The 21,563-nt window shown below is 67.7% G+C and carries 22 protein-coding genes; 5 read left to right on the top strand and 17 right to left on the bottom strand.

Annotated features, from left to right (window positions below; translation table 11 throughout):
- Positions 1 to 426 precede the first annotated feature (426 nt).
- Positions 427 to 4,443: an ATP-dependent RNA helicase HrpA gene (hrpA, locus tag BM144_RS04660; RefSeq protein ID WP_434802644.1), complete on the top strand. Its 4,017-nt coding sequence runs from the start codon at positions 427 to 429 to the stop codon at positions 4,441 to 4,443.
- Between the two features lie 300 nt (positions 4,444 to 4,743).
- On the opposite strand, the gene BM144_RS04655 is transcribed toward hrpA, so the two are convergent.
- A complete protein-coding gene (locus BM144_RS04655; protein WP_092950151.1) occupies positions 4,744 to 5,268 on the bottom strand; it encodes a hypothetical protein in 525 nt (174 codons plus the stop codon).
- A gap of 222 nt (positions 5,269 to 5,490) precedes the next feature.
- A complete protein-coding gene (lexA, locus tag BM144_RS04650; RefSeq protein WP_092950150.1) occupies positions 5,491 to 6,165 on the bottom strand; it encodes a transcriptional repressor LexA in 675 nt (224 codons plus the stop codon).
- Positions 6,166 to 6,272: 107 nt separating this feature from the next.
- Here lexA and BM144_RS04645 point away from each other — a divergent pair, with 107 nt between their 5' ends.
- Entirely contained in the window at positions 6,273 to 7,244 is a 972-nt protein-coding gene (locus tag BM144_RS04645) for an asparaginase (protein ID WP_092950149.1), read from the top strand.
- 88 nt (positions 7,245 to 7,332) lie between these two features.
- Here the strand turns inward: BM144_RS04645 and adk are convergent, their stop codons facing one another.
- From adk to BM144_RS04615, 6 genes are all read right to left on the bottom strand, one after another.
- Positions 7,333 to 7,989: an adenylate kinase gene (gene adk / locus BM144_RS04640; protein ID WP_092950148.1), complete on the bottom strand. Its 657-nt coding sequence runs from the start codon at positions 7,987 to 7,989 to the stop codon at positions 7,333 to 7,335.
- Between the two features lie 154 nt (positions 7,990 to 8,143).
- Positions 8,144 to 8,941, bottom strand: coding sequence for a 3-deoxy-manno-octulosonate cytidylyltransferase (gene kdsB / locus BM144_RS04635; protein ID WP_092950147.1), 798 nt, complete (start codon positions 8,939 to 8,941; stop codon positions 8,144 to 8,146).
- A complete protein-coding gene (locus BM144_RS04630; protein WP_092950146.1) occupies positions 8,938 to 9,120 on the bottom strand; it encodes a Trm112 family protein in 183 nt (60 codons plus the stop codon). Before BM144_RS04630 ends, kdsB begins: the two co-directional genes overlap by 4 nt.
- A gap of 27 nt (positions 9,121 to 9,147) precedes the next feature.
- Positions 9,148 to 10,233 carry a tetraacyldisaccharide 4'-kinase gene (gene lpxK / locus BM144_RS04625; RefSeq protein WP_092950145.1) on the bottom strand — a complete coding sequence of 362 codons (1,086 nt, stop codon included), beginning with the start codon at positions 10,231 to 10,233 and terminating at the stop codon, positions 9,148 to 9,150.
- A gap of 6 nt (positions 10,234 to 10,239) precedes the next feature.
- Positions 10,240 to 10,665, bottom strand: coding sequence for an ExbD/TolR family protein (locus BM144_RS04620; RefSeq protein WP_092950144.1), 426 nt, complete (start codon positions 10,663 to 10,665; stop codon positions 10,240 to 10,242).
- Between the two features lie 84 nt (positions 10,666 to 10,749).
- Complete coding sequence (locus tag BM144_RS04615; protein WP_092950143.1) at positions 10,750 to 11,376, bottom strand: MotA/TolQ/ExbB proton channel family protein; 627 nt, start codon at positions 11,374 to 11,376, stop codon at positions 10,750 to 10,752.
- Positions 11,377 to 11,738: 362 nt separating this feature from the next.
- On the opposite strand from BM144_RS04615, the gene xseA reads away from it, so the two are divergent.
- Positions 11,739 to 13,064 (top strand): exodeoxyribonuclease VII large subunit, encoded by a 1,326-nt coding sequence (gene xseA / locus BM144_RS04610; protein WP_092950142.1) that lies wholly within the window; start codon positions 11,739 to 11,741, stop codon positions 13,062 to 13,064.
- Between the two features lie 161 nt (positions 13,065 to 13,225).
- Positions 13,226 to 13,810: a Fe-Mn family superoxide dismutase gene (locus tag BM144_RS04605; protein WP_092950141.1), complete on the top strand. Its 585-nt coding sequence runs from the start codon at positions 13,226 to 13,228 to the stop codon at positions 13,808 to 13,810.
- Positions 13,811 to 13,907: 97 nt separating this feature from the next.
- Here BM144_RS04605 and BM144_RS04600 read toward each other — a convergent pair whose 3' ends face one another.
- Together BM144_RS04600 and BM144_RS04595 are read right to left on the bottom strand one after the other, a co-directional pair.
- A complete protein-coding gene (locus BM144_RS04600; protein WP_092950140.1) occupies positions 13,908 to 14,402 on the bottom strand; it encodes a DUF192 domain-containing protein in 495 nt (164 codons plus the stop codon).
- 144 nt (positions 14,403 to 14,546) lie between these two features.
- The gene (locus BM144_RS04595) at positions 14,547 to 14,762 is read right to left on the bottom strand and encodes a hypothetical protein (protein ID WP_092950139.1); all 216 of its coding nucleotides are present in this window, start codon (positions 14,760 to 14,762) and stop codon (positions 14,547 to 14,549) included.
- Between the two features lie 205 nt (positions 14,763 to 14,967).
- Here BM144_RS04595 and icd point away from each other — a divergent pair, with 205 nt between their 5' ends.
- Positions 14,968 to 16,227 carry an NADP-dependent isocitrate dehydrogenase gene (gene icd / locus BM144_RS04590; protein ID WP_092950138.1) on the top strand — a complete coding sequence of 420 codons (1,260 nt, stop codon included), beginning with the start codon at positions 14,968 to 14,970 and terminating at the stop codon, positions 16,225 to 16,227.
- A 109-nt stretch (positions 16,228 to 16,336) separates the two neighbouring features.
- On the opposite strand, the gene BM144_RS04585 is transcribed toward icd, so the two are convergent.
- The 7 genes from BM144_RS04585 to BM144_RS04555 form a co-directional block, all read right to left on the bottom strand.
- The gene (locus tag BM144_RS04585) at positions 16,337 to 16,954 is read right to left on the bottom strand and encodes a hypothetical protein (RefSeq protein WP_092950137.1); all 618 of its coding nucleotides are present in this window, start codon (positions 16,952 to 16,954) and stop codon (positions 16,337 to 16,339) included.
- A gap of 206 nt (positions 16,955 to 17,160) precedes the next feature.
- Entirely contained in the window at positions 17,161 to 18,372 is a 1,212-nt protein-coding gene (locus tag BM144_RS04580; protein WP_092950136.1) for a S8 family serine peptidase, read from the bottom strand.
- Between the two features lie 131 nt (positions 18,373 to 18,503).
- A complete protein-coding gene (locus BM144_RS04575; protein ID WP_092950135.1) occupies positions 18,504 to 19,184 on the bottom strand; it encodes an anti-sigma factor family protein in 681 nt (226 codons plus the stop codon).
- On the bottom strand, positions 19,181 to 19,771 hold the full coding sequence (locus tag BM144_RS04570) for an RNA polymerase sigma factor (RefSeq protein ID WP_092950134.1): 591 nt from the start codon (positions 19,769 to 19,771) through the stop codon (positions 19,181 to 19,183). The genes BM144_RS04575 and BM144_RS04570 overlap by 4 nt, the downstream gene beginning before the upstream one ends.
- A gap of 75 nt (positions 19,772 to 19,846) precedes the next feature.
- A complete protein-coding gene (locus BM144_RS04565; protein ID WP_245783536.1) occupies positions 19,847 to 20,497 on the bottom strand; it encodes a hypothetical protein in 651 nt (216 codons plus the stop codon).
- 205 nt (positions 20,498 to 20,702) lie between these two features.
- The gene (locus BM144_RS04560) at positions 20,703 to 21,164 is read right to left on the bottom strand and encodes a nuclear transport factor 2 family protein (RefSeq protein WP_092950133.1); all 462 of its coding nucleotides are present in this window, start codon (positions 21,162 to 21,164) and stop codon (positions 20,703 to 20,705) included.
- Positions 21,165 to 21,272: 108 nt separating this feature from the next.
- Positions 21,273 to 21,563, bottom strand: a 291-nt coding sequence (locus BM144_RS04555; RefSeq protein WP_175525951.1) for a dihydrodipicolinate synthase family protein, incomplete at its 5' end; no start/stop codon positions are given.

Genomic DNA, 21,563 nt, shown 5'->3' with positions numbered 1-21,563 from the left:
GGGCCTCGGGCCGGACAGTGTGGAAACGACACACGGTCCAGCCGGGGCGGAGAACCGTATTCAGTCGATGGAATGGAACAAGGAAAGGGCCATGGAAAAATCTCCTGTGCAGTGCCGCGGCAAGGTCGCTCGTTGCTGCGGCGGTCGGTACGGTTTCGCGGTGCCTGCAGCGGCGCCGCACGCTCCGTACGGGGCGAAGGCGCGGATTCTGTCGGGACCGACGGCGTGGCGCAAGGCGGCACGAAAGCCTTCGTTGTACGGCGCCAACGGATCGTTCGGATAATGCAGCCCTCTATGACTGGTTCCGCGCCCCCGCATTCCCCCGCTCCCGCCCCGTCCGCAACGCCCCGACCGGCAGCTCCGCCCGCGCCGCTGCGCATCGAATTCCCGCCAGGCCTGCCGGTTTCGGCCCGGCGCGAAGAGATCATGGCCGCGATGCAGGCCCATCAGGTCATCATCGTCTGCGGCGAAACCGGCTCGGGCAAGACCACGCAACTGCCCAAGATCGCGCTGGCCCTCGGCCGCGGCAGGTGCAACGCCGCACCGGGGCAGAAGGGGCAGCTCATCGGCCACACCCAGCCGCGCCGCATCGCCGCGAGCAGCGTCGCCAAGCGCATCGCCGAAGAGCTGCACACGCCGCTGGGCGACGTGGTCGGCTTCAAGGTGCGCTTCCAGGATCGCCTGTCGCGCGATGCCTCGGTCAAGCTGATGACCGACGGCATCCTGCTGGCCGAGACGCAGACCGACCCGCTGCTGAAGGCCTACGACACGATCATCATCGACGAGGCCCACGAGCGCAGCCTGAACATCGACTTCCTGCTCGGCTACCTCCGCCAGATCCTGCCGCGCCGGCCGGACCTGAAGATCGTGGTCACCTCGGCCACCATCGATGCCGAACGCTTCGCGAAGCACTTCGAATCGGCGAGGGGGCCCGCCCCGGTCATCTATGTGTCCGGCCGCACGTTCCCGGTGGAACAGCGGTACCGGCCCTTCGAGGAAAGCCGCGACTACGGGCTGAACGAGGCCATCGCCGACGGCGTGGACGAGCTGTGGGCAGGCAACGCGGCCGGCGACATCCTCGTCTTTTTGCCGGGCGAGCGCGAGATCCGCGAGGCGGCCGACCACCTGCGCAAGCACCTCGCCCACCAGCCCGTGATGCGCGGCGCCGAGGTGCTGCCGCTCTTCGCGCGGCTCTCGCAGGCCGAGCAGGACCGCATCTTCGAAGGCCACACGGGGCGCCGCATCGTGCTGGCCACCAACGTGGCCGAGACCTCGCTCACGGTGCCGGGCATCCGCTACGTGATCGATGCCGGCACCGCGCGCGTGAAGCGCTACAGCTTCCGCAGCAAGGTCGAGCAACTGTTGATCGAGCCCGTGAGCCAGGCGGCCGCCAACCAGCGCGCGGGCCGCTGCGGCCGCGTGGCCAACGGCATCTGTATCCGCCTGTATGACGAGGCCGACTTCAACGGCCGCCCGCGTTTCACCGATCCGGAAATCCTGCGCTCGTCGCTGGCCGGCGTGATCCTGCGCATGAAGTCGCTGCACCTGGGCGACGTGGTGCAGTTCCCGTTCATCGAGGCGCCTTCGGGCCGCGCCATCGCCGACGGCTACCAGCTGCTGGCCGAACTGGGCGCGGTCGACGAGGCCAACGAACTCACGCCCATGGGTGCAGAGCTTTCGCGCCTGCCGCTCGACCCGCGCGTGGGCCGCATGATTTTGGAGGCGCGCGAGCGCCAGGCGCTGGACGAGGTGCTGGTGATCGCCTCGGCCCTGTCGGTGCAGGACGTGCGCGATCGGCCGCTCGAGGCGCAGCAGCAGGCCGACCAGGCCCATGCCAAGTTCGACGACGAGAAGAGCGAATTCAGCGGCTACCTGAAGCTCTGGAAATGGATCAACGAAGCGCGCGGCGGCGCGCCCAGCCTGCCGTCCGCGCGGGTGCAGCGCGCGGCCGCCCGCAAGGGCGCCCCTTCGCAGGCCGTGCTGCCCGTGGCGCAGCGCCAGATGCGCGGGGCCGCTGTGCCCGAGGCCGCCACCGCTGCGGCGGCGGCGGTGCCCGCACCCACCCACAAGCTCAGCAACCGCCAGTACGAGGCCTTGCTGCGCCAGAACTTCATCAGCGTGCGGCGCCTGCGCGAGTGGCGCGACATCCATACGCAACTGCTCACCGTCGTGACCGAGCACCGCTGGCGGCTCAATGTGCAGCCGGCCAGCTACGAGCAGATCCACCGCTCCATGCTCGCAGGCCTGCTGGGCAACATCGGCGTGAAGAGCGACGAGGAAGACTGGTACCTGGGCGCGCGCGGCATCAAGTTCTACAAGCACCCGGGCGCGCACCTGTCCAGGAAGCCCGGGCGCTGGATCGTGGCGGCCGAACTCGTGGAGACGGCACGGTTGTTCGGCCGCGGCATCGCGGCCATCGAGCCGCAGTGGATCGAGGAGATGGGCGGCCATCTGCTGAAGAAACAACTGCTCGATCCGCACTGGGAGCGCAAGGCCGCGCAGGTCACGGCCCTGGAGCGCGCCACGCTCTACGGCATCGTCATCTACAACAGCCGCCGTGTGAATTTCGGCACGGTGGATCCGCGCTCCGCACGCGAAATCTTCCTGCGCGAGGCGCTCGTGGGCGACCAGTGGCCACAGGACTGGGAACGGCGCCTGCCTTTCCTTGCGGCCAACAAGAAGCTCATCGCGAAGGTGGAGGAGCTGGAGCACAAGTCGCGCCGCCAGGACGTGCTGGTGGACGACGAGCTGATCTATGCCTTCTACGACCAGCAGGTGCCAGCCGACCTCTGCACCGGCGCGGGGTTCGAGGCCTGGTACCGCGAGGCCAGCCAGGCGAAGCCCGACCTGCTCAAGCTCACGCGCGAGGAACTCATGCGCCACGAGGCGGCCGGCATCACCACCAACGCCTTCCCGCGCGTGGTGCGGCTGGGCGGGGTGGACTGCGCCGCGGCCTACCTGCACGAGCCGGGCGATCCGCGCGACGGTGTGACGGTCACGGTGCCGCTCTTCGTGCTCAACCAGGTCAGCGACGAGCGCTGCGAGTGGCTGGTGCCCGGCATGCTCAAGGACAAGATCCAGGCGCTCCTCAAGAGCCTTCCGCAGCGCCCGCGCAGCCGCTTCGTGCCGCTGCCCGACAACGCCGCACGGCTGGCGGAACTGCTGGGCACGCCGGAGCGCTTCGGCCAGGGGAGCCTGATCGACGTGCTGCTCAAGCAGGTGCGCGACGAGACCTCGCTCGACGTGAAGCGAGCCGATTTCAAGCTCGACATGCTGAGCCCGCACCTGTTCATGAATTTCCGCGTGGTGCACGAGGACGGCCGGCAACTGGGACAGGGCCGCAACCTCGGAGCGCTCAAGGCCGAATGGGGCGCCAAGGCGCGGGGGGCCTTCCAGGCGCTGGCCGGGCTCAAACTGGCGGGCAGCGCTGCGGTATCGGAGGAAAAACCCCTCCATGCCGCCGGAAACATTGAGAAGTTTGCTATTAATAAAGGAGCGAATGCCGAGTCCGCCGCGGCGGGCCCGTCCCGCGCGGGCGCCGGCAGTGCGGCGGCTCCGGCACCAGGGCCATCCCGCGGTGGCGCTTCACCAGCGGGGCAACGCTACACGGCGTGGACCTTCGGAGAGCTGCCGGAACTCATGGAGATCCGCAAGGGTGGCCAGACGCTGATCGGGTTCCCTGCGCTCATCGACGGCACGGACGCCGTCACCATCGAGGTCTTCGACGAGCCCGAGGTCGCCGCTGCGCGGCACCGCGCGGGCCTGCGCCGGCTTTTCGCGCTGCAGATCAAGGACGCGCTCAAGTACCTGGAAAAGAACATCCCGGACCTGCAGAAAATGGCCGTGGCGTACATGCCGCTGGGCACCCAGGAAGAGCTGCGCGTGCAGATCATCGACGTCGCCCTGGACCGCGCCTTCCTGGTCGATCCGCTGCCCACCCACGAGGCCGACTTCCAGCGCCGCGTGCAGGAGGGCCGCGGCCGGCTCACGCTGATCGCCAACGAGGTGGCCCGCCTGGCCGGCGCGATCCTGGCCGAATACGCCACCGCGGTGCGCAAGATCAAGGACACCAAGGGCGCGCCCGAGGCCACGCAGGATGCGCAGCAGCAACTGCAGCGGCTCGTGCCCAAGGGCTTCCTGGCAGGTGCGCCGTGGTCCCAATTGGCGCACTTCCCGCGGTACCTGAAGGCCATCACGCTGCGCCTCGACAAGGTCCGGGCCGATGCCGTGCGCGACGCCGGCCGGCTGGCGGAACTCCGCCCACAGGAGCAGCGCTACTGGCGGCTGGTGGCGGAGCGCAAGGGCCAGGTGGATGCGCGCATGCAGGAACTCCGCTGGCTGCTGGAGGAGTTGCGCGTGAGCTTCTTCGCGCAGGAGTTGCGCACCCCGCAGCCCGTGAGCGTGAAGCGGCTCGACAAGCTCTGGGCGCAGATCAACAGCTGAAAAGAGTCGAGAGCGCCGGGCGAGCCGAAAAAGAGCCGCACGGGGAAGAAGGAGAGGGAGAGGGCTAAAGCAAAGGGGCCCGAGCGCAAGGGCGGCCATGCGCTCGGCGAGCATTCTGCGCGGCACCGCGGTGGCGGGCTCCGTGCGGCAGGCGCTTGCACCAATGGCCGCGGGTTTCTGGCCAGACGCACTCCCAGAGGCCCTTGGAGGCCATCCCTCGCGGCCGCGGCAAAACGCCCGTTGGCCGCGCGTCCCGGTGGCCGCTTGCCTGCTCCCGGCAGCGCGGGCTGGTGGGGGCGATCAGTGCAGGACGGCTTCCAGCGCGGCCCAGCGCTCCAGTTCGGCGCGCACATCCGCCATGCGGCCGGAGATCACGAAGCGCTCGGGCGCGCCGGCCTGGCGGCGCTTTACCACCCGCACCGTTCCGGGGGCGCCCGTGGCGGCTGCGCGCCCGGGGAGCCTGACCTGCCGCTGCAGCCCGGGCCGGCTTCCTGGTGCGGCGGATGGCGACGCGATGGCGGGGGTGGTGGCAGTGGCAGGGGCTGTGGTTGTGGGCAGGCAGATGAGCGAGCTGCCCGCCGCGCGCGCCATGCCCTGGTCCGCACCGGTGCGCCGGGACGCCGGATGGTCAGGAAGGGCCGTGCCATCCGCAGGGACGGCGTCGACGCCGCCTGCCGGCTGGTCGGGCCAGCGGGTCCAGACCGGCACGTGGCTCGGCGGTGCCGCGGGCGACGGACCCCGCAGCCAGCGGACCAGCGCATGCAGCGGTGGGATGAGGGACGTGAGCGCGTTCAGGGTGGTGGGTGCGAAAAGGGCCTTTGCCATGGAAAACTCCAGCGGTCAGAATGGGTTGAACACTGGCAGGATTGGCTTGGATCAGGCAGGGCGATGCCGCAGGGTTGGCCATCCACGCGAAATGGATCGCCATACGCCCGCCACCTGGGCAACGCAGGAGGGCTTTGGAAGCCGGAGGCCGGCGCACGGGGCCGAAGGGGTTCCAGCAGGCCTGAAAGCGCCGGAAGCACCCCACGGACAGCGCCGGGCAGGCTACATGAGCATGGTGTTGCGGATCAGGCCCACCGCAAGGCCTTCGATCTCGAACGGCTCTCCGGGCTGCACGGTGATGACCGGGTAGTCCGGGTTCTCGGGCAGCAGTTCGATGGCGCCGGCCGTGCGGCGCAGCCGCTTCACGGTGACGTCGTCGCCCAGGCGGGCCACGATGATCTGGCCGTTGCGTGCCTCGCGCGTGGATTGCACGGCGAGCAGGTCGCCGTCCATGATGCCCGCGTCGCGCATGGACATGCCGCGCACCTTGAGAAGGTAGTCGGGCTTGTGCTGGAAGAGGCTGCCTTCCACGCTGTAGGTCTGGTCGACGTGTTCCTGGGCGAGAATCGGCGAGCCGGCGGCCACGCGGCCGATGAGGGGCAGTGCCAACTGGGTGAGCCCGGGGATCGGCAGATGGAACTGCGCACCGCGTGCGGCATTGATGGACCTGACGGCCTCGCCGCGCAGCCGGATGCCGCGGGACGTGCCGCTCACCAGTTCGATCACGCCCTTGCGTGCGAGGGCCTGCAGGTGCTCTTCGGCCGCATTGGCGGACTTGAAGCCGAACTCGGCAGCGATTTCGGCCCGCGTGGGCGGGGCGCCGGTGCGGGAGATGGCCGTCTGGATCAGATCGAGGATTTGCTGCTGGCGGGCGGTGAGCTTGGGGCTGTCGAGCATGCGGAGCACTCCGGTGAAGGGAACGGCGCGCCGGGGGCGCGGGGTGGACCGGGCAAAAAGCTGTGGTTCGATCCAGCCACTGTATTTTTAAACAGTTTATCGAGGCGATGCAAGTGGTTGCAGGAAAAATCGTGGTGCTCGGCACCGGCGGGACGATCGCGGGAACGGCCGCGAGCGCGGAAGACAACATCGGCTACACCGCGGCGCAGGTGGGCGTGGGGCAGTTGCTCGCGGCGGTGCCGGGGCTGGAGCGGGCGGCGCAGGGCGCGGTCTTCGAGGCCGAGCAGGTCGCGCAGATCGACAGCAAGGACATGGACGACGCCGTCTGGGGCGCCCTCGCGCTGCGCTGCGCGGAGCGGCTGGCCGACCCGCAGGTGCGGGGCTTGGTCGTCACGCACGGCACCGATACGCTGGAAGAAACCGCGTGGTTCCTGCACCGCGTGCTGGCGGGCGCGGCGCACAAGCCCGTGGTGCTAGTGTCGGCCATGCGCCCGGCCACGGCGCAGGCCCCGGACGGCCCGCAGAACCTGCTCGATGCCATGGCCGTGATCACCACGCCGGGCGCGCGCGGTGTGGTTACCGTGGCCGCGGGCGAGGTGCACGGCGCACGCCTGGTGCAGAAGGTGCATCCCTACCGCCTGCATGCCTTCGCATCGGCCGACGCGGGCCCGTTGGGCTGGGTGGAGCAGGGCGCGGTACGCCTGGCATCGAACTGGCCCGATGCCGCCGTCGAATCTGCGAAGATTGCTATTGAAAATGTAGCAAAAGCCAAGGATTGGCCGCGTGTGGAAATCGTCCTCTCTCATGCGGGTGCGACGGGCCGCGCGGTGGACCTGCTGGTGGCGGACGGCGTCCACGGCCTGGTGGTGGCGGCCACCGGCAATGGGACCTTGCACCACCGGCTGCAGGCGGCGCTGGAGCGTGCTCAGGCAGCGGGCGTCGCCGTGCGGGTGGCCACACGCTGCCCGCTGGGGCAGGTGCTGCCGCGCCCTGGGGACACGCTCCCCGACAGCCAGGGCATGAGCGCGGTGAAGGCGCGCGTGGATCTGCTGCTGGAGCTGCTTTCCACGGGCGCCTGATCCGGCACACCATGCAAAACGCCGCCCGGGGGCGGCGTTTTGGTTGATAGGGCCCTTCCAGGCCCAGGCCCAGGCCCGGCGGCCTGCGTCAGCCTGCGAGAGCGGCCAGCGCGCGCTGCGTGATCTCTTCCACCGTGCCCGTGCCGCTGATGGCGCGGTACTTGGGGGCATGGGCCGGATCGGCCTTGGCCCAGCTGGAGTAGTACTCGACGAGCGGGCGGGTCTGGGCGCTGTAGACCTCCAGGCGCTTCTTCACGGTGTCTTCCTTGTCGTCCTCGCGCTGGATCAGGTCCTCGCCCGTGACGTCGTCCTTGCCTTCCACCTTGGGCGGGTTGAACTTGACGTGGTAGGTGCGGCCGCTCGCAGCGTGCGACCGGCGGCCACTCATGCGCTCGATGATGGCGTCGAAGGGAACGTCGATTTCCAGCACGTAATCGAGCTTGACGCCCGCGGCCTTCATGGCGTCCGCCTGAGGGATCGTGCGAGGGAAGCCGTCGAAGAGGAAGCCCTGGGCGCAGTCGGGCTGGGCGATGCGGTCCTTGACGAGATTGATGATGAGGTCGTCGCTCACCAGCTTGCCGGCATCCATGACGGCCTTGGCCTGCAGGCCCAGCGGCGTGCCGGCCTTGACGGCGGCGCGCAGCATGTCGCCGGTAGAGATCTGCGGGATGCCGTACTTCTGGCAGATGAACGCGGCTTGCGTGCCCTTTCCGGCGCCGGGCGCGCCCAAAAGAATCAGTCTCATGGATGTCCTCTAAGTGTTGAATTCGCCAAGCGCCGAGGCCCGGGGCGTGCCGTGGAGCCCGGGTGGCGCTTTTTATCGCGGGCAAGGATAGCATGCGTGCCCTTCCGTCTGGCTGACAGAGATGGCACTGTCATGACGGTCCTGGCGCGTGCGATCAGCCCAGCAGTTCGCGCACGCGCGCCAGGTCTGCCGGCGTGTCCACGCCCGGGCCCGGTGCCGAGTCGGTCACGTGCACGGCGATGCGGTGCCCGTGCCAGAGCGCACGCAGTTGCTCCAGCGCTTCGAGCGCCTCGGTGGGAGCGGGCGCCAGCGTGGGAAACGCCCGCAGGAAGGCCGCCCGGTAGCTGTAGATGCCCACGTGCCGCAGCGGCGCATACCCGGGAGGAACCCCCGCGTGGCCGGCGTTCCACCAGTCGGCCCCTGCGTGGTCGCGCGCGTGCGGGATCGGGGCGCGGCTGAAATAGTGCGCCAGCCCGCGCGCATCGAGAACCACCTTCACCACGTTCGGGTTGGCGTAGTCGGCCAGCGTGTGGATGGCGTGCGCGGCCGTGCCCATCGCAGCATCGGGGCGGGCGGGCAGCAGGGCCGCCACCGCGTCGATGAGCGCCGGGTCGATCAGCGGCTCGTCGCCCTGGACGTTCACCACGATGTCGTCGTCGGCAAGCCCGAGCTGCGTGCAGGCTTCGGCCAGGCGGTCGCTGCCGCTCGGGTGGTCGGCGCGGGTGGCCACGGCCTGCACGCCGTGGGCCGCGCAGGCTTCCAGGATGCGGGGATGGTCGGCCGCGACGACCACGCGCGCGGCCTGGCTCTGCGAGGCGCGCTGCGCCACGCGCACCACCATGGGCACGCCGCCGATGTCGGCCAGCGGCTTGTCGGGCAGCCGCGTGGACGACAGCCGGGCGGGAATGAGAACGGTGAAGGCGGGCGCGGGGAGGGCGGCCGCGGCGCTCACGCTTCCAGCTCCGCGTCGGTCAGGGTGCGGGCTTCCGCTTCCAGCAGGACGGGGATGCCATCCCGCACCGGATAGGCCAGCCGCGCGCTGCGCGACACCAGTTCGCCGCGCTCGCGGTCATAGGTCAGCGGACCTTTGGTGACGGGGCAGACCAGCAGTTCGAGCAGTTTGGGATCCATGGCAGTGGGGTGGGCAAGAAGAGGGTTTCAAGAGGCGGAGGCCGATGATAGCGAGCGCCCGGCCAGGGCCTGCAGCCGCCCGTGCAGCCGCTCGAAGAAGGCCGGATCGATCTCGACCACGAGCGGCACCGCCAGTGCGTGGGGCCGGGTCTTCCACAGCTTGGCCGCGTCCTTTTCGGTACAGACAAGCGTCATGCCGCCGGATTCATTGGTTTTCCAGCTATCAAAATCATAGTGATCGGGCAGGCCCGTGGTTTTTGCCACGTCCAGGCCTTGCGCGCGGAGCATGTCGAAAAACGCCTGCGGCCGGGCGATGGCGGCCACGGCGTGCAGGGGCTGGCCGCGCAGCAGGGCCAGCGGTACGGCCTGGCCGTCCTGCGCGACCGCGTGGGATGCCAGCGACCGGCGCAGCGCATAGGTGCCGAGTGGCGCGTCCCCTGCTCCCCGCGGCGCGGGCCCTGCGTGCAGCACCGCGTCCACGCCGCGGGGCCAGGGTTCCCGCAAGGGGCCCGCCGGCAGCAGGAAGCCGTTGCCGATGCCTTCCTCGTTGAAAACGCACAGCTCGATGTCGCGCGCCAGCGCCCAGTGCTGCAGGCCGTCGTCGCACACGATGACGTCGGTGCCGGGGTGCCGGGCGAGCAGGGCGCGGGCGGCCTGCGCGCGCAGCGGGGCGACGAACACCGGTGCGCCGGTGCTGCGGGCCAGCAGCAGCGGCTCGTCGCCGGCTTCGCCCGGAAGGCTGTCCGGCAGCACTTCCCGGCAATCCGACGTGCTGCGCCCGTAGCCGCGCGACACCACGCCGGGGCGCCATCCGCGCCGGCGCAGTTCAAGGACCAGGGCCTGCACCACGGGCGTCTTGCCCGCGCCGCCAGCGATCACGTTGCCCACCACGACGACCGGCACCGGCAGACGTTCGCTGCGCAGGACGCCGGTGCGGTAGAGCAGGCGGCGCAGGCCCGCCAACGCGCCGTAGAGCAGGGCGAGTGGCGCCAACAGCCAGGCGGCCCAGCCGCGGCGGCGCCAGATGCGCTGGAGGCCGTCTGCGGCCGGTCGGGACGCGTGCGGCGGAGGGTCGGCGGACGGCGGCTCGCCATGCCGGTTGCGCAGCGCCATCCCGGGTCAGCGGCCCGCGCTGGCGGAGGACTGCGTGGCGAAGGTGATCTGCGAGAGGCCCACACGCCGTGCGGCCTCCATCACGGAAATCACCGCCTGGTGCGGCGCGTTGGCATCGGCGCTGATGATGACCACGCTCTCGCGCCCGGCGGTGGCGGCGGCGGTGAGCGCCTGCGCGATGGCGTCCACGCCCTTGCCGTCCACGGCGGCCTTGTTCACGGCGTAGCGGCCGTCCGGCGACACGGCGACGATCACCTCCTTGGGGTGGTCGCGTTGTTGCTCGGCATCTGCGACGGGCAGCGTGAGCTGCAGTTCGGTGAACTTGCTGTAGGTGGTCGAGAGCATCAGGAAGATGAGGATCACGAGCAGCACGTCGATGAACGGGATCAGGTTGATCTCCGGCTCTTCCTTGGGACGCGGGCGGAAATTCATGGGTGGGACCTGCGACGGAGACTGTGCGCGAGTGTTCGGGGCGGCCGGGCCGGCGAGGGCTTCATCCCCGCTGCCGCGACTGCCTCACTTGCGCAGGCGATGGATGTGGCGCACGAACTGCTCTGAAGCGAGTTCGAGCGTGAGGAGGTAGGCGTCCACGCGGCTGCGGAAGTAGCGCCAGAGGATCAGCGTCGGGATCGCCACGATCAGGCCGAAGGCGGTGTTGTAGAGCGCGATCGAAATGCCATGGGCCAATTGCGCGGGGTTGCCGGTGCCCGTGGCGCTGCTGCCCTGCGAACCGAAGATCTCGATCATGCCGATCACCGTGCCCAGCAGGCCCAGCAGAGGCGCGGCCGACGCGATGGTGGCGAGGGCATTGAGGTATTTCTCGAGCCGCTGGGCGACCGCGCGCCCGGTGCCTTCCATGGCGGCGCGGATGTCGGCATCGCTGCTCTGGGGGTGGCTGTTCAGGGTGCGCAGGCCGCTGGCCAGCACTTCCCCGAGGGCGGAGTTCTGCGAGAGCTGGTTCACCACGTCGGGCGTGGGCAGCCCGCGCGAGGACACGGAGATGGCTTCGTCCAGCAGTTTGGGCGGGGCCACGCGTGCGGTCTTGAGGGCGATGAAGCGCTCCACCACGAGTGCCAGCGCCAGGATGGAGCAGGCTATCAAGGGCCAGATCGGCCAGCCTGCGGCTTGTATGATCGACAGCAATTCTCTCTCCGCGCAGATGGAAGCAATCCGCGATTATGGCCCAGCACCATGGCCGTCCGGTCCCTCCGCAGCGGCTTCCCCGTGCCCCGCCATCCGGCCGTCCTTCTTTCCACAGCCGCCCACATTTTCTGTGGATAACTTTGTGGGCAACCGGGTGTGTAACACCCGCCAAGCGGCGCCAAATCGAGACTTTGACAGATTGATGAAAAATTGCGCAGCAAAATATTGTTATGAATCAATGACTTGCACGGACATGCGTGGCTTGCGCGGGTGCGTGGTGCGGTGCCACGGCAGTGTTTCCGCTCCGGCGCGCTTGTGGACTACTGCACAGGCGGCCCGCCCGCGCAACCCAGGCGGCGCGGATGTTTGAGCGCCAGAATCCAGCAGCGGCGCCACGAATCTGGGAAGTCGGGGCGCTGTGCCGCGCCGTTGCTGATGCCCTGGAGGCCCGATTCAACCCTGTCGCGGTGCGCGGGGAGATCACGGGCTTCTCGCGCGCGTCCAGCGGTCATTGCTACTTCTCGGTCAAGGACGGCCAGGGCCAGATCCGGTGTGCGATGTTCCGCCGTGCGGCCCAATTGCTCGATTTCGTCCCCCGCGATGGCGAACTGGTCGAGCTGCGCGGACGCCTGGGCGTGTACGAAGCCCGCGGCGACCTCCAGCTCATCGTGGAGAGCCTGCAGCGCGCCGGGCAGGGGGCATTGTTCGAGCAGTTCCTGCAGCTCAAGGCCCGGCTGGAGGCCGAGGGCCTCTTCGACGCGGGGCGCAAGCGCAGCCTGCCGGTCATGCCGCGGGCGATCGGCCTCGTCACCTCGCCGGGCGCTGCGGCGCTCCACGACGTGGTCACCGCCCTGCGCCGGCGGGTGCCTCACCTGCCGGTGGTACTGGCCCCCGCGCTCGTCCAGGGGGCCGCTGCGCCGGCCTCGATCTGCGCGGCCCTGCGGTCGCTGTATCGGATGTCGGAAGCCTCGGAAGGCGAGTCGGGGGCGGGGTCGCGGCAGCCTCCGGTGGACGTGATCCTGCTGGTGCGGGGCGGGGGCTCCATCGAGGACCTGTGGGCCTTCAACGACGAACAGCTCGCACGCACGGTGTCGCAGAGCCCCGTGCCGGTGGTTTCGGGCGTCGGGCACGAGACCGACTTCACCATCGCGGATTTCTGTGCGGACCTGCGCGCTCCCACACCGACGGCTGCGGCCGAACTGGTCGCGCAGCCGCGCGCCGTGTGGATGGCGGGCTTCGACGTGCTGGCGGGCCGTCTGGGCGACGGTGTCCAGCGCCAGCTCGACCAGCGCCAGCAGCGCCTGGACATGGCCGCGCAGCGCCTCGGCCGGCCGTCGGGGCTGGTGTCCCGGCAGGAATCGCGGCTGGCACGCTTGGCCCAGCAGTTGCGGCATGGCGCCGCGTGGACGGCGCAGCGGCTGGCGCAGCGGCAGGATGGTGTGGCCGCCCAATTGCCGAGGGCGGTCAGCCAGGGCGTGGCCGCCCAGCAGCGGCGGCTGGACCATGCCGCGCTGCGCCTCGACCTGCTCGACCCCCGCCTGGTGCTCCAGCGCGGCTATGCCCTGCTCACGGACGGCGAAGGGCGGCCCGTGACCCGCACGGCACAGGTCCGCACCGGGGACGGTGTGCGCGCCGCCGTCTCCGACGGGACCATCGATCTGACCGTCTCGCCGCCACGGCTGCTCTGAAGGGCGGCGCTGCGGCCTGGGCCAGGGCTCTGGACCGTCGCCTACAGCGCGCCGTGCCATTACCTTTCTACAATGCCGCCCTGTTGCGCCGCATGTGCTCGGGCGGCGCTGCATCTGCAGGCATTCAATTTCAATTCAATCCACCCCACGAAGGACCGTACATGGAACACACCCTGCCACCGTTGCCATACCCGATCGACTCCCTGGCGCCGCACTACAGCCAGGAAACCCTGGAGTACCACTACGGCAAGCACCACAACGCCTATGTGGTGAACCTGAACAATCTCCAGAAGGGCACCGAATTCGAGAACATGGCGCTCGAAGAGATCATCAAGAAGTCCAGCGGCGGCATCTACAACAATGCAGCGCAGATCTGGAACCACACCTTCTTCTGGAACTGCATGGCTCCCAACGGCGGCGGTGAACCCTCCGGTGCGCTGGCCGCAGCCATCAACGCCAAGTGGGGCAGCTATGCCGCCTTCAAGGAAGCTTTCGTGAAGAGCGCGGTCGGCAACTTCGGCTCCGGCTGGACGTGGCTCGTGAAGAAGGCCGACGGCAGCGTGGACATCGTCAACACGGGTGCTGCCGGCACGCCGCTCACCACCGCCGACAAGGCGCTGCTGACGGTGGACGTGTGGGAACACGCGTACTACATCGACTACCGCAACCTGCGTCCGAAGTTCGTGGAAACCTTCCTCGACAAGCTGGTGAACTGGAAGTTCGCTGAAAGCAATTTCGCGGCATGATTCCCGGCGTCCTCGCTGTGGGCCGGTGACGGCCTGACAGCCATGGAAAAAACGGCCCTCGCGGGCCGTTTTTTCTTGGAGAGCCGTACGTTCGGCTTCAGCGTTTGGCGAAAGGCGCGCCGGAAAGCTTCGCGCCTGGCTTGATGCTGCGCTTGGAGAACCATCCCTGGTTCATCTCCAGCACGAAGCGAACGGGCTTGTCGGAGCAATGCGAATCGAGCGTCTGCGGCTTCATGTCCGCAAGATTGACGATGGTTCCGTCGTCTGCGACGAAAGCCGCCGTCAGCGGCAGCAGCGTGTTCTTCATCCAGAAGCACTGAACGGCGGGCTCCGAGAAGACGAAGAGCATGCCTTCCTGCGGCGGCATGTCCTTGCGGTTCATGAGGCCGATCTGCCTCTCCTGGGGCGTCAGCGCGACCTGGGCGTCGATGCGGTGCATGCCTGCCGTGAGTTCCACCCGCTGGAGATCGAGCTGGGGCCCTTCCTGTGCCGTGGCGGCACCGATTCCCGCAGCAGCGATGGCCACTGCGGCGCCCAGGCGGCACAGACGGCGGACGGCCCGGCGAGCACCGGGCAAAGGATCGTGGGTCATGGGGAGGGCTTTCATCCAATGCGAAGGAGGGTTTTGCACGACGGGCCCAGCGTACCAGCCAAAAGCAAAGCCCGCGTCAGCGGGCTTCGAGGGGCTGGAAATGCGCCCGGTGCGAGCGGTATTTCCTTCAGGGCCGTGTGCCGATCAGGCAGCGGCCTTGGAATGCTTCTTGGTCTTCTTGTGCGCGACCTTGTGCTTGTTGCTCTTGCCGGCCTTCGACTTGGCGTGGGCCTTGGGGGCGGCAGCGCCCGTGTCGGCAGCCACGGGAGCGGAAGACGTGGCCGGAGCCTGGGCGGGAGCTTGTGCGAATGCGCCGGCGGTGAAGAGACCAGCGATCAGGACAGCGAGGAGTTTTTTCATATGTGCCGTTTCCTTGATGAGTTTAGGAAGGTTTGCGAGCCCCGCGAAGGCCCGCGAAGCCCTGACACAACGATACCGCAGCCCAGGCCGTTGACAGCCGGGAAGCGCAAATTTTTGTCGCTAGAATCATTGCGTTTTGTGCCGCATCGCACAGTCCGCCGAGGCACCGCGCCCTCGGCGCCCATCCACTGGAGATAACCGTTCCATGACCAGCTACCAGCACATCAAGGTGCCTGCCGAAGGCCAGAAAATCACCGTCAACGCCGACATGTCCCTGAACGTGCCGGAACAGCCCATCATTCCTTACATCGAGGGCGACGGTACTGGTCTCGACATCACCCCGGTGATGCTCAAGGTGGTGGATGCCGCCGTTGCCAAGGCCTATGGCGGCAAGCGCAAGATCCACTGGATGGAGGTGTATGCCGGTGAAAAGTCCACCAAGGTGTATGGTCCGGACGTGTGGCTGCCCGAAGAGACCCTGCACGCGGTGCGCGATTACGTGGTGTCCATCAAGGGCCCCCTGACCACCCCCGTCGGCGGCGGCATCCGTTCGCTGAACGTGGCGCTGCGCCAGGAACTCGACCTCTACGTCTGCCTGCGCCCCATCCAGTACTTCAAGGGCGTTCCTTCCCCCGTGAAGGAACCCGAGAAGACCAACATGGTCATCTTCCGCGAGAACTCGGAAGACATCTATGCCGGCATCGAGTTCGAAGCCGAATCGGAAAAGGCCAAGAAGCTCATCAAGCTCCTGCAGGAAGAATTCGGCGTGAAGAAGATCCGCTTCCCCGAAACCTCCGGCATCGGTGTGAAGCCCGTGTCCCGCGAAGGCACGCAGCGCCTGGTGCGCAAGGCCATCCAGTACGCCATCGACAACGACAAGCCCAGCGTGACCATCGTGCACAAGGGCAACATCATGAAGTTCACGGAAGGCGGCTTCCGTGACTGGGCCTATGAGCTGGCCGCCAAGGAATTCGGCGCCGAGCTGATCGACGGCGGCCCCTGGATGAAGTTCAAGAACCCGCGCACCGGCAAGGAAATCACGGTCAAGGACAGCATCGCCGATGCCTTCCTGCAGCAGATCCTCTTGCGCCCCGCCGAATACAGCGTGATCGCCACGCTGAACCTCAACGGCGACTACGTGTCCGACGCCCTGGCCGCTCAGGTGGGCGGCATCGGTATCGCTCCGGGTGCGAACCTGTCGGATTCCGTCGCGATGTTCGAAGCCACCCACGGCACGGCGCCGAAATACGCAGGCAAGGACTACGTGAACCCCGGTTCCGAGATCCTGTCGGCAGAAATGATGCTGCGCCACATGGGCTGGACCGAAGCCGCCGACCTCATCATCAGCTCCATGGAAAAGTCCATCAAGAGCAAGAAGGTGACCTATGACTTCGCACGCCTGATGGAAGGCGCCACGCAGGTGAGCTGCTCCGGTTTCGGCCAGGTCATGATCGACAACATGTGATCAGGGTCCGCGCGCCGCAGGCGCGCAGACAGGGCATGTGAAAAAGCCCGGTGCGCAGAGCACCGGGCTTTTTGTTTTTCCGGCGGCTCGGCGCCACGGCATTCGGTTTTCAAGACGAGTGGGGGCAGCCTTTTTTCGCGTTCCAGGCAAGCGATGGGAAGGCTTCCGGGCACTGGATGTAGCGGTGGCGCAGCGCCACCATCAAGCCGGTGGATGCGCAGCCAGCGACCGCCAGCAGCGCGGCGTAGACCCCCAACGTGTACTCGAACGACACGGCATGGTTCCAGGACCTTGCGATGCCGAGGAACGAGGCATAGAGCCACGATACCGACGACACGGTGGCGAAAAGCGTGAGGCCGAGAATCCGCCGCAGCGGAAACTCCAGAAACACCCCTTCCTGCATCATGTGGGGGAACGCGAAGCGGTGCATCAGCATGCCATTGAGCGTGAGGGCGCTGACCGTAAGCACTTTCATCCAGAGCTTTTCGTTCATCACGTATTCCGGGCTGTGCGTGTAGCCGAGGTAGACGAAGAAAGCGCCGGATCCCCACAGCACCCACAAGGCGGCTGTCATCGTCGCCTTGGTCCTCAGCAGTTCCTCCCGGCGCTGCGGCGTGATCTGCCGGTGGATCATGCCGAGAAAGCGGAAGTCGTATTCGAGCATCTTTCCTATGGCGACCGCCATCGCCAGCAGGTGAAGGAAAACCAGTGCGTTCTTGAAAAGCATGTTGGAGGCCGGGTTATATGACCACCGTAGGTGCTTTGCGATCAGGCCGGGGTTGGGTGGGCCCGGAAGATTTCCTGCATCGATCCGATTGGGGCTTTCAATCGGTCAGGCAAGGTGTGCTGCACGGTCCGTCTTACGGCGGACAGCGTTTCTGCTGCCGCAGTCCTTCGTCGGCAGCAGCCTGCCCCCGGAGGTACGGTGCTGCCTCAGCGCTCCGCCAGGCGATGGTTCGACGAGGGCAGGGTGGCAAGCGCGCGCTCCGCATTCACCATGAACGGCCCCTTGTCTTCGGAGGATTCACTGCGCAGCAGCAATCGCTCGACGGCATCCCGGTCGAGGTCCGGCGCGGCGGATTGCAGCAGCGCCACCATGCCGCTCACGTGGGCAGCCGCCATGGAAGACCCCGATGCGAAGTCGTAGCGCCCCAGGGGCTGGAGCGTGAGCACGTCTTTTCCGGGAGCCATGAGAACGCCGTCCGCGCCGGATGCCCGCGAGGCACCCGAAGATTCGACGGTGATCACACCCGGGATCGATGCTGGGAACCCGGTGCGCTGGCCCGTGGCTGGCAGCGCCGCGACGACGATCCTGCCCTGCGCGATCAATTGGCCCAGCAACTGGCCGAGCAGGGGGTCGCCCGGTCCCCCCAGGCTCATGTTGATGATGCGGGCATCGGACGCCATCACCGCGACCAGTGCCTTGGCGAGGGTGAACGAGTTGCAGCGGGCCCCGGCCGACGGTGGAGCGGCCGGATACCAGCATGCCTTGTAGATGCTGAAGCGCGCCTCCGGTGCCATGCCGACGATACCTTGCTGGTTATTGCCGGCCGCCGCCATGATGCCCAGCACCTCGGTTCCATGCCGGTCTTTCTGGAAGGCGCGAGCGTCTTCGTCCACCAAGTTGTAGATCGCCGTGGCGCGGCCCTGCAGGTCCGGGTGCTCCGTCTGCGCGCCGGTATCGATGACCGCGATGTGGGCGCCTTTGCCCGCGGTGATGCGATGCGCCTGCGCGGCTGCCATGTCGATGAACCCCCGCTGCAGCGGCGCATAGGGATCGTTGTAGCTCACCCCGGCAGAGGGGGCCGGCGAAGGCGGGGCAGCCTGCATCGAGAAGTCCTGCAGCGGCTGCGCGAGGGCCACGCGGCTGTCTTTCGAGAGCGCGGCGATCACGTCGTCGCGAGGGCGGTGTCCGTCGATCTCGAAAACGATGCAATGCACGTTCAGCGTCGGGATGGGCCATGCCGCGGCCTCCCTCAGTCCATAGTCGCGCGCGATGGCCTCGACAAGCCGTGCTGCCTGTATGCCGGTCGTGTAGCGCGGAGGGGCACCATAGCTGGACAGGCTGGTGCCCGCCCGTCCAGGCACACGCTGCAGTGGATTGGCGACCGCGATGATGATGTAGCGGCCGCTGTCCTCCCGCATGCGGGCTTCAGCTTCTCCTTCGGCAACGGCGGTTCTATCGTCTGGAGGCTGGGCAGCAGGGTTCGGCGGCACACCCGAGCAGGCGGACAGAAAGCCCAGGAGCGTCGTCAGTAAGAGCCATTGCAGATTCCTCACGGGGTGTTTCCTATGGTTTCGACGAGCCGCATGCCGGCGTTGGCACGGAGCTGTTCGAGCGCTCGCTCGCCCGACGTGCCAGGCACGGGGGCCAGGGCATAGGCGCCTATGGCGTTCGGCCCGCCGACCACCTGCAGTCCCGCACCCGCCAGCGCCGCATTCCAGGACGCCAGCGTGATGAGCTCGTCCGGCACGACGCGGATCGTCCCGGATGGCATCGCTGCCGGCGCGGCGTCCGCCGGTGCGTTGCTGAACATCCGGTACTGCGGTTCTTCCTCGGCTGCGAGGCGGAGGCCCACCAGGGTGAGGGCCACCGTCTGCAGCAATGCGAATGCGGCGAGCGCATAGGTCGCGGCCCCGAAGCGGCGATGGCGCGGTGCCGGCGCAGCCGCACGCGGTGCCGGCTGGTCGCACATGGCATCCGTCTCGATGCGTTCCATCAGGCGCTGCAGGCCGGCGTCGACGTCTGGCAGGGCGCCTGCGGGCTGGAGCAGCATGGCGGCGTGGATGTGTTCCTGGAGCGCCAGCTCAGCCTGGCAGTCCGCACACTGTGCAAGGTGCTGCGCCACGCTGGCGCGTTGCTCCTCGGTGGCGCTTCCGTTCACGATCCAGGGCAGGAGTTCCTGCGCCAGCAGGTGGGAGCGGTCCTGGTCCTGGGGGTGGGTGAGGTAAGTCATGGCTGGATGTCCTTGGTGCCCGTGCTGCGGGTGGCCAGTGCGGGAAGCAGATTGCGCAGTTTCACGCGGGCATGGAACATGCGCGCCTTGACGGTGCCCACAGGGGCCTGGGTGATGACGGCGATTTCCTCGAGCGAATGACCGTTGGTGTAAGCCAGTTCAAGAACGAGCCGCTGATCTACCGACAATTTTTCAAGGCCTTTGGCCAACCAGTCGCGCAGTTCGCGGTTTTCGAAAGGGTCGGTGCCAAGGGCCGGTGCATTGGCCAGTTCGTCGTCCAGCTCTTCCATCGCACTCAGGCCGCCGTCCTGGCGCAGGACCTTGAGGCCGCAGCGGTAGGCGATGCCCATGAGCCACGTGGAGACCTTGGAATCTCCACGAAAGCCCTCGGCTTTTTGCCATACCACCCAGAAACAGTCGTTGATGATCTCTTCGATCAGGTCCGTGCGGCGCGTGAGCCGCGTCAGGAACTGGCCCAGGCGGCGATGGTAGCTGCGGTAGAGGTCGGCCAGCGCGGCACGGTTGCCTGCTGCCACTTCGCGCAGCAGGGCGAGGTCGTCGGAATCGTCGGGATAGTGAACGCTCATGGGCAACCTGTGGAGAAAGTGCTTCCGTCTTGCGCCGTGGGTGCAGTGCCGGAGTCAAAAGGTTGCCTGGCCGGATCAGAAAGTCCGGATGACCGTCATGGACCAATGCCCGGTGGTGCTGCTGCGGATTGAGCGCTGGGCATGGCTGTCGGATTTCAGGTAGTTCAGCTCCGCCCGCCAGTGTCCTGAATGCCATGCCATGCCCGCGCCTCCGTAGGCATAGCGGCCTGCGGGGCGCACCGCGGAGAGGCCCAGAGAGCCTGTCAGCGAGAAGCGGGGGCTCAATGGCCAGCGCGCGCCGATGTCGGCCGCCCAGCGCATCGGCGACACCTCGTTGCGGGTGTGCACGTAATGGAAGGTGGAGAAACCCAGGGTCACCAGATCGCGGAAGCTCGCCCCCACGGCCGCCTCGGCCCGATCGAAGAGCTGGAACACAGGGTCTCCCGGGTAGGCATAGTACTGGATGGAGGTCTGGTATTGCCAATCGTTGTCGATCACGCCGTCGTAGGCGGCCCGGACGATGGCCCGGGTGGTGCGGCGGCCGTCGGCCTGCATGCCCAGTGCGGAGCTGAGGGACCAGCCGCGGGCGTCATAGACGCTGATGAGTCCCTGGACGATGGGTTGGCGCTTGCCGACGAAGATGCCGCGTTCGGTGAGGTCGCTGCTGAGTGCCAGTTCGCCGGTGACGTCCCGGGTCTGCCCCCCGCAGACCGCAGGCCCTAACATCGCTGTGAGTATCAGGGCGTGCCAGCCGCCGCATCGAAAGGTCGCTGAAGGGGTGGGGCGGGACATCCGCTCAGTTTAGGTGCGACTGCATGCTGCCGGACAGGAAAAGCGCGACAGGTGTGGCGCTTTCGTCCTCTGCAGGCCCCCGGCATCCCCGCAAGGCGGATGCCAGGGTGGGGTCGGCTGGTTGCGAGCGTGGCCGGAATTACGCGGGGACGCGCACGGCCTGGCGGGCCAGCAGCTTCCACTGGCCTGCCTGCTTCTGCCACACGCCCAGGATCTTGATCTGCACCTTGCCGGGTTTGCCGGAATCGTTGGTGTCGGCCGTCAGGGTGTGCCGCACGATCGCTGCGTCTCCCACCACCTTGATGGACTGGTCGGTGATCACGATGGTGACGAAATCCGATTTGCCGTTCATCAGGTCACCGATGAAGCTGGCCTTGGTGTCCACCCGGCCGCCGGAATGCCCATAGCTCAGGTCGTTCGCGACCAGTTGGCCCAGCGCTTCCGGGGAGGGATCGATCATGGCGATGCGCAACCGTTCTGCGGCAGTGGCCACCGATTGCTCGTCGCTGGCGCTGGAGGACGGGGCGGCCGGCGATGCGCAGCCCATCAGGGCGGCCGCCACGACGGTGGCGGCGCCGGCAAGAATGAATCTGGTGAACATGGTTTTGTCTCCTGTGGTGTTGTGCTGGGTTATCTAGGATCCAGGATCGGCGGGGCGAAGGGCCGTCCTTCCCGTGCGGAAGAAAAAGCCTTTTGCCCCTGCCGCGCTTTACTGCGGGCCGAGCTTGTCGATCAGTGCCTTGAGCGCCTCGACCTCATCGGCCTTGAGGTCGGTGAGCGGTGCGCGCACCGGGCCCGCGTCGTGGCCCACGATCTTCGCGCCCGCCTTCACGATGCTCACCGCGTAGCCCTGCACGCGGTTGCGCAACTCCAGGTACGGCATGAAGAAGTCGCGCAGCAGGCGGTGCTGCGTGGCCTGGTCGTCGCTCGCCACCGCGTGGTAGAAGTCCATCGCCGTCTTGGGGATGAAGTTGAACACCGCCGACGAATACACCGGCGT

Origin of the sequence: Paracidovorax konjaci (assembly GCF_900112675.1) — a bacterium.
GTDB classification, from domain to species: Bacteria; Pseudomonadota; Gammaproteobacteria; order Burkholderiales; family Burkholderiaceae_C; genus Paracidovorax; species Paracidovorax konjaci.
This window is presented reverse-complemented; position numbering and strand designations above follow the sequence as displayed.

Bases quoted from the DNA above. Each gene is read 5' to 3' on its own strand.
- hrpA (WP_434802644.1), top strand. From the start codon at position 427: ATGGCCGCGATGCAGGCCCATCAGGTCATCATCGTCTGCGGCGAAACC.
- BM144_RS04655 (WP_092950151.1), bottom strand. From the start codon at position 5,268: ATGGCAAAGGCCCTTTTCGCACCCACCACCCTGAACGCGCTCACGTCC.
- lexA (WP_092950150.1), bottom strand. From the start codon at position 6,165: ATGCTCGACAGCCCCAAGCTCACCGCCCGCCAGCAGCAAATCCTCGAT.
- BM144_RS04645 (WP_092950149.1), top strand. From the start codon at position 6,273: ATGCAAGTGGTTGCAGGAAAAATCGTGGTGCTCGGCACCGGCGGGACG.
- adk (WP_092950148.1), bottom strand. From the start codon at position 7,989: ATGAGACTGATTCTTTTGGGCGCGCCCGGCGCCGGAAAGGGCACGCAA.
- BM144_RS04630 (WP_092950146.1), bottom strand. From the start codon at position 9,120: ATGGATCCCAAACTGCTCGAACTGCTGGTCTGCCCCGTCACCAAAGGT.
- lpxK (WP_092950145.1), bottom strand. From the start codon at position 10,233: ATGGCGCTGCGCAACCGGCATGGCGAGCCGCCGTCCGCCGACCCTCCG.
- BM144_RS04620 (WP_092950144.1), bottom strand. From the start codon at position 10,665: ATGAATTTCCGCCCGCGTCCCAAGGAAGAGCCGGAGATCAACCTGATC.
- xseA (WP_092950142.1), top strand. From the start codon at position 11,739: ATGTTTGAGCGCCAGAATCCAGCAGCGGCGCCACGAATCTGGGAAGTC.
- BM144_RS04605 (WP_092950141.1), top strand. From the start codon at position 13,226: ATGGAACACACCCTGCCACCGTTGCCATACCCGATCGACTCCCTGGCG.
- BM144_RS04600 (WP_092950140.1), bottom strand. From the start codon at position 14,402: ATGACCCACGATCCTTTGCCCGGTGCTCGCCGGGCCGTCCGCCGTCTG.
- BM144_RS04595 (WP_092950139.1), bottom strand. From the start codon at position 14,762: ATGAAAAAACTCCTCGCTGTCCTGATCGCTGGTCTCTTCACCGCCGGC.
- icd (WP_092950138.1), top strand. From the start codon at position 14,968: ATGACCAGCTACCAGCACATCAAGGTGCCTGCCGAAGGCCAGAAAATC.
- BM144_RS04585 (WP_092950137.1), bottom strand. From the start codon at position 16,954: ATGCTTTTCAAGAACGCACTGGTTTTCCTTCACCTGCTGGCGATGGCG.
- BM144_RS04580 (WP_092950136.1), bottom strand. From the start codon at position 18,372: ATGCGGGAGGACAGCGGCCGCTACATCATCATCGCGGTCGCCAATCCA.
- BM144_RS04575 (WP_092950135.1), bottom strand. From the start codon at position 19,184: ATGACTTACCTCACCCACCCCCAGGACCAGGACCGCTCCCACCTGCTG.
- BM144_RS04570 (WP_092950134.1), bottom strand. From the start codon at position 19,771: ATGAGCGTTCACTATCCCGACGATTCCGACGACCTCGCCCTGCTGCGC.
- BM144_RS04565 (WP_245783536.1), bottom strand. From the start codon at position 20,497: ATGTTAGGGCCTGCGGTCTGCGGGGGGCAGACCCGGGACGTCACCGGC.
- BM144_RS04560 (WP_092950133.1), bottom strand. From the start codon at position 21,164: ATGTTCACCAGATTCATTCTTGCCGGCGCCGCCACCGTCGTGGCGGCC.